At 60.2% G+C, this 5,527-nt stretch carries 8 protein-coding genes; 2 read left to right on the forward strand and 6 right to left on the reverse strand.

The window, feature by feature from the left end; all coding sequences use genetic code 11:
• Positions 1-172 precede the first annotated feature (172 nt).
• Entirely contained in the window at positions 173-526 is a 354-nt protein-coding gene (locus VZ95_RS24290; protein ID WP_156995323.1) for a hypothetical protein, read from the forward strand.
• A gap of 26 nt (positions 527-552) precedes the next feature.
• Here the strand turns inward: VZ95_RS24290 and VZ95_RS29360 are convergent, their stop codons facing one another.
• The 6 genes from VZ95_RS29360 to VZ95_RS14900 form a co-directional block, all read right to left on the reverse strand.
• The gene (locus tag VZ95_RS29360; RefSeq protein ID WP_408606099.1) at positions 553-777 is read right to left on the reverse strand and encodes a helix-turn-helix domain-containing protein; all 225 of its coding nucleotides are present in this window, start codon (positions 775-777) and stop codon (positions 553-555) included.
• Positions 683-1,978, reverse strand: a complete 1,296-nt coding sequence (locus VZ95_RS14885) for a sigma-54-dependent transcriptional regulator (RefSeq protein ID WP_332308108.1) — start codon at positions 1,976-1,978, stop codon at positions 683-685. Before VZ95_RS14885 ends, VZ95_RS29360 begins: the two co-directional genes overlap by 95 nt.
• An 87-nt stretch (positions 1,979-2,065) precedes the next feature.
• Positions 2,066-2,764 carry a sugar transferase gene (locus VZ95_RS14890; RefSeq protein ID WP_045776556.1) on the reverse strand — a complete coding sequence of 233 codons (699 nt, stop codon included), beginning with the start codon at positions 2,762-2,764 and terminating at the stop codon, positions 2,066-2,068.
• A gap of 11 nt (positions 2,765-2,775) precedes the next feature.
• Positions 2,776-3,969, reverse strand: a complete 1,194-nt coding sequence (locus VZ95_RS14895) for a glycosyltransferase family 2 protein (RefSeq protein ID WP_045776557.1) — start codon at positions 3,967-3,969, stop codon at positions 2,776-2,778.
• Positions 3,966-4,103 (reverse strand): hypothetical protein, encoded by a 138-nt coding sequence (locus VZ95_RS24295; protein ID WP_156995324.1) that lies wholly within the window; start codon positions 4,101-4,103, stop codon positions 3,966-3,968. The genes VZ95_RS14895 and VZ95_RS24295 overlap by 4 nt, the downstream gene beginning before the upstream one ends.
• On the reverse strand, positions 4,103-5,107 hold the full coding sequence (locus VZ95_RS14900; RefSeq protein WP_052711802.1) for a glycosyltransferase: 1,005 nt from the start codon (positions 5,105-5,107) through the stop codon (positions 4,103-4,105). Before VZ95_RS14900 ends, VZ95_RS24295 begins: the two co-directional genes overlap by 1 nt.
• 231 nt (positions 5,108-5,338) lie before the next feature.
• Here VZ95_RS14900 and VZ95_RS14905 point away from each other — a divergent pair.
• On the forward strand, positions 5,339-5,527 hold a 189-nt coding region (locus VZ95_RS14905), incomplete at its 3' end, for an STAS domain-containing protein (protein ID WP_045776558.1).

Genomic DNA, 5,527 nt, shown 5'->3' on the forward strand with positions numbered 1-5,527 from the left:
AATATGTGCCGCAGAACCCGAAGTTTAATTTTGCAGACTGCAAATTTAAACGCAAAACGCAAAGTAGAAATCAGGGTTTTTATGAAAATTGCTTGGCATAAATTTTGAAATTAGGCCGAACACAGACAGTGATGACCCGCTCTTACGGGAGCGCCGGATAGGAGAAAGAATAATGACAACAGTCGCACACAGCCGTCGCCGCTATGGTGGTACGGCGCGCGCTCCCCATCAACGCCATGATAAGCGTTATACCAATCCTGCGCTCAAAGTCGCTGTCTGCGGCACGGCTCATGTGGCGGTGGATTGGGGATTAGGGGGGTTTCGGTTGGCGCAGTTTTTCTCGCTACTGCCGCTCGGCACCCAGCTCGATGGTGTCATTCTGGATGGAAATGACGATCCGATTGCAGCCTTTGTGGTCGAGTTAGTCGGGCGCGGCGGGATCGATGAGCCCGCGCGGTTCCGGTTCCAGAGTTTGCCCGATGAAACTTTCGATGTATTGCAGGCGATGATTCTCAGCGCGCGTTAGGGCTCACCTGAATGAAGAGGCGGCGCTCAGCGTGCCGCCATTTCTTCCCAGGCCTGCTTTTTTCGATAAATGGTGGAGGGGGCAACCTCCAGTAACGCTGCTGCGCGCGGAATATTGCCATCGCAAGCGGCGATAGCCCGCTCGATTGCGTCCTTCTCAATGCGCCAGAGCGGGCCGACGGCGACGGCGGCCGGGGCGGACGATAAAAACGCCCGGACTGGAAGCGCTTGCGCTGGCGACGGGCGGGACAACGGGCCGCGCGATCGTCAAGCCGGGGGTGAGCGGCGGCGGGAGCATATCCAGGCCCACCTGCTTACCATCATTGAGAACAACAATGTTGCGAATGACATTTTGTAACTGTCGCACATTGCCCGGCCAGGCGTAATTTTTAATAATCGTTTCTACTTCGGGTAAGAATCCCCCGAATTCCTTAGATTCTTCTTTGGAATATTGCAGCAGAAGCGCGCGGGCAATTTCGATCACGTCATCGTCGCGGTCGCGCAAGGGCGGCAAATGAATGGGAATAACGTGAAGACGGTAATAAAGATCTTCGCGGAAGCGCCCCTCCTCCACCTCGGTTTGCGGATTCCGGTTGGTGGCGCAGAGAATACGAATATCGACCTTTTCAACCTTGCTGCCGCCAACCCGGGTAAAACTGCCGGTTTGCAAGAAGCGAAGCAATTTGGTTTGCAGGTTCAGGTCCATCTCGCAGAGTTCATCGAGGAAGAGGGTGCCGCCGTCGGCGCGGCTGGCGGCCCCATCCCGGTCCGCCGTTGCGCCCGTAAAAGCGCCTTTGACGTGCCCGAAAACTTCCGATTCGATCAAATCTTTGGGAATGGCCCCGCAGTTAATGGCAATGAAGGGTTTGGCGCGCCGTGGGCTGGCCCGGTGAATCGCCTCGGCGCAGACTTCCTTCCCCGTTCCCGATTCGCCCGTAATGAACACGGTTGCTTTGCTCGTGGCCGCATTCTCGATAATGCGATACACGGGCTGCATTGGCAGGGACGAACCGATGAAGCCGTGAAAACGGCTGCGCCCCATATCGTCACGGAAACTATTGACCAGCGTCCGTAAGCGGTGCTGCTCCAGCGCGTTGCGCACGGTGACGATGAGGCGCTCGGCCGAAAATGGCTTAACGATAAAATCCGCCGCCCCGGCCTGCATGGCCTCAACGGCGGTATTGATCGATCCATGCGCGGTAATGACGACGACGGCGGTCGGCAGTTCTTCCTGCTTGATCGCCCGTAAAATCTCGATTCCCGCCATATCCGGTAACTGCAAATCGAGAATCACGAGTTTCGGCAGATGGCCGCGTACATAATCCTGCGCGTCGCGGCCAAGGCTGAGATGGGTTGACGCAAATCCCGCTTTCCGCAGGAACTCGCGGTAGACATTCGCCAGCGAGGGAACGTCTTCCACGAGCAAGATATCGGGGCGGTCAGTATGATCCATGCGTTTACGGTTTTCCCCCTGCGCGCCGTTCCGGGTAGCATAAGCGCTTATTTGCACAAGGGTAAAGCAGAGGGGTTTAACAAGCTCCTAATGCCCGCGCCCCGTGACGACGACGAGCACGGTGCGGAGGACAATCATTGCATCCATTGCCAGCCAGTGCCGAGCTTTTGTGAGGGATAGGGCGTAGGCGTGGTCGTACCCCACTTTGCAGCGCGTATCTTCCACGGTTTCATCATAACCTTGATAGACTTGCGCCAATCCGGTAATGCCGGGCCGCACGCCGTAAACCCGCTCGGAAAAGAAGGGAATAGAGTTTTCAAGGCGGGGGACAATTCCGGGCCGCTCCGGGCGCGGGCCGATCAGCGACATATCGCCCTTCAGTACGTTCAAAAGCTGCGGAATTTCGTCAAGGCGGGTTTTGCGCATGAAGCGCCCGACGCGGGTGACGCGCGGATCGTTTTTCGTGGCCCACACCGGCCCCGTTTTGGCTTCGGCATTCACGCCCATGCTGCGGAATTTAATCATGTAAAACAGCTTGGTTTTCTGGGCCGTGCTTTCCCCCACGCGTAATTGCCGAAACAGGATCGGGCCGGGGCTATCGAGCCGGATGGCGAGGGCGATGAGCGGTAAAACGGGGGCGGTGAGGGCGAGGCCGACCAAGGCCCCCATCACATCCACAAACCGTTTGCCATACCGTACACTGGCGGGCTGATGGCTGAGAACGGGCGGGGCCGTGCTGCGGTCCCAGTCGGCGGCGAGGGTTTCGAGCGTTAGATCGTCGGTCATGGGGAAAATTCCTAATCGGCAGAGGGAAGAGAGATGCGGCGCCAGGGGGCACGGTGGCGGCCGAGCAGAAAGCGCGCGGCGCCAATGGCCCCCGCGAGATGGCCGCGAACGAGATAATCGATCAGGGCTGACGCGCGGCGGATCGGGGACGGGCATAGGCTTGAGCGCTTCAGGACCGGGGACAGAAGCCCTAAGGCGTAGCCCGCGACCTGCATCGCAAAAATGCTGCCAAAGACTAGCGAGCCGTCGGCGGCCAGCAGCCCTGTGCCGACGAGTGCCCAGAGCATGGCAATCGGCATCAGGGGACGGGAGCCTTTTCCCGACAGAAAGAGAAAGGCCAAGATCGGGCGGCGCGGGTTCAATAGTCCGGGCAGTCTTACGAGCTGTTGAAGATTTCCGGTTCCAATGCGAATACGGCGGCGGAAATCTTGCGGCTCGGAGGTGGGATCGAGTTCGAGCGCGGTAATCTCGGGGTCGTAAACACCCCGGCCACCGTGCGCAATCGCGCCCATCGCCAACAGAAAATCATCGTTCACGCTATCGGGCGGCAAGGGGCGTAGCGCGCTCTTCCGAACCGCAAAGCCTGCGCCATGCGCGCCAATTGGGGCAGCGAGCAGGGATTCGCGGAACAGCGTTGTCGTTTGCCGGTGCCACCAGCGGGCTTCGCCGGGGTTTTTGGGCGACAAGAGTTGGTAGCAACTGCTGACAAGGGCGCAGTTTGGATTGGAAAACCATCCGGCAATCCGCTGAAGCGCGTCGATCGAGAGCAGCGCCGAGGCATCTGAGAAGAGAATGATGCTGCCTGTGACGAGCGGAAAAGCTTCGTTCAAAACGGCGACTTTCCCGCGATTTTCCGCAAAGCGGATCAGCCGGAAGCTAACGCCCTTAAGGGCGTCGGTATCGGCGGCCCGGGCGGCCTGCGCGCTGGTATCGTCGGGCGAGCCATCGTCCAGCACCAGAATTTCAAGCTTCTCGGGCGGATAGAGTAACGCCGCGCAATTCGCGATCTTGGCTGCGATAAACGGCGCTTCCCGATAGGCTGGAATGACAATGCTGACGCGCGGTAACGCATCTGGCGTTACGACCGGCGGTGCATCGGCAATATGCTTCCGGGTCAGGGCTCTCAGCAGAAGCGAATAACCCGCATGGTGATAGACGGTGGCAGCCAGCGCAGCCAGCGTCGAAATTTCGAGGGCTGAGGTCATTGAATGGGTTCCCCGACGGCTAAACGCTCGTAGGCGCGTTGGGTGGTTTTCAGCGAATAGCGGGCCAGAACCTCAAGACGCCCGAGCGACCCCATCCCCGCCCAAGCGGCAGGGCCGAGGGCGAGAAGCTCCATCAGCGCGACCTGAAGGGCAACGCTCTTTTCGGGGGGATGAGAATGCCCGCCCCCGTCGCTAGGGCTGCGGGAACGCCGCCGACCGAGGTGGCAATAATCGGCAGCCCGCAGGCTTGCGCTTCCAGCAGGGCCAAGGGCAGCCCCTCGGCGCGCGACGGAAGGCAGAATACGTCGAGCGCCCGCAGAACTGCGGCGCTATCACTCACGAGCCCCAGAAAATGCACGCGGTGCGCCACGTTCAATGCGCGCGCCTGGGCTTCGAGCGCCGGGCGCGCGCTGCCGTCCCCGGCCAGAATAAGATGGCAAGTGTCCGGCAAGCCCGCCGTTGCGGCGATCAGCAGATCATGCCCCTTCACCGTTTCCAGGCGTCCGACACTGCCGATCATGATGGGCACATTGGGCAGGCCAAGCCGCCGCCGCTCCACCAGTTTGCCCGCGATCCCGTCAACGGGGCGAAAATGCTCACTGTCCACGCCATTATACAGAATCTGCGGGCGCGTTCCGATGTGATGGGCAATCGCATCGCCAATCGCGTCGGTCACGGCGAGCGGTGTGGGCGCGGCAAGGCCAAGGGCGGTGCGATAAACGCACTGCGGACGGCGCGCCTCAAGGCTCCAACTATCATGATCGACATGCAGCCGGTGCCGAATCCCCCGCATCCGCGCCGCGACCCCCCCATAGATCAAAGGGCCAAGCCCGTGCGAACAGCAGGCGGTCGCCTCTAATTCCCGGAGGACGCGGGCGAGGCGCAGGAACAGGCGCGGCTGAAAGCCGGGGCGCTTATCCAGCGCAATGATTTGGGGGCGAATGTCGGCCAAACGCGGCCAAGCACTCACCAACTCCTCAACCGAGCCGTCAAGGCTGATGATCGTTCGCCGCAAGCCGTCCACGACGGGCGGCGCCGTGACCAGGGCGACGACCAGCGCTTCGATCCCCCCCGGCGCGAGACGCTGCACAACATGGACAAGGTGCGGATTGGCACTGGGAAGGTGAAAGGGCGGCATGGCGAAAATCCTGAAAAAACCAAGGCCGTCTCGAAACCGCAACCGGCATGCCAGGCCTTAAGGGGCTTTCGAGCGGAGTTTTTACGGTTTTGGATTGCAAAATGCGAACGGGGGCGGGGTTTGCGGTTGCAGCTTGCGATTTGCACGCGGTTTGCGCCTCAAAATGGCCCGAATCGCGTCGGCATGGGCTTTGCGCTAGGGGGAGCATCCATCCAACTGAGGAGATGACTCATGGCCCATACTTACTTTCTGAGCGGTTCTTTCGATGCCGAAGCCGCGACCGCCAAGCGCGCCGAACTCGAAGCCCTATCGAATAGCGATACCGAAGTTCGGCTCGATCTGTCGGAAGTCGATTTTCTCGATAGCTCGGGCGTCGGTGCGATTGTCTTTCTCTATAAGCGTCTCTCGCACGCAAAATCG

The organism is Elstera litoralis, from assembly GCF_000963705.1.
GTDB classification, from domain to species: domain Bacteria; phylum Pseudomonadota; class Alphaproteobacteria; order Elsterales; family Elsteraceae; genus Elstera; species Elstera litoralis.